The following is a 458-nucleotide window of genomic DNA, read 5'->3' as shown; positions in this document are numbered from 1 at the left end:
ACACGCTTCGTGGACCCGTACAGCGACGTACCGCGGTACTGGTTCTTCAGGTCGATCAGTTCCTCAACGCACTCCGTCAGAAAGCCCTTCTGGACATCGTGAGCGAGGAAGTAGACCTTCTCGTAGCGGGGACCAGCCCCGTCGTCACACGACCACTTCGTCGCAGGGGCGTGTGGGTCGTAGACGACCTTGTACTGACCGTCGGTGTACTGTTGCCACGGTTCTCCTTTGTCCAGATGTTTCACAGGACGAGTGTCGATGTACCCCCACACACAGTCGTCTTCGGTGTACTCACTCTCACGGAGATCATCCCGCGTCCCGATGGTTGTCTCAAGTGAGGCGTTCAAGGTGAGGATAAAGGATGGATACATCGAAGACACGTCGATATAGACGACGTTCTGATTGACACCCGCCGTTGGCGTCTCGACGTGAGCACCAAGGTACTTGTACTCCGCAGG

General features: G+C 56.6%; 1 protein-coding gene. It reads right to left on the bottom strand.

What is annotated here, in order from left to right; all coding sequences use genetic code 11:
* Window positions 1-458, bottom strand: a 458-nt coding sequence (locus tag EXE45_RS17920) for a DNA polymerase domain-containing protein (protein WP_137695121.1), incomplete at both ends; no start/stop codon positions are given.

The organism is Halorubrum sp. SP9, assembly GCF_005435015.1.
Classification (GTDB): Archaea; Halobacteriota; Halobacteria; order Halobacteriales; family Haloferacaceae; genus Halorubrum; species Halorubrum sodomense.
Note: the sequence above shows the minus strand (reverse complement) of the source record. Positions and strands in the feature narration are given on the sequence as shown.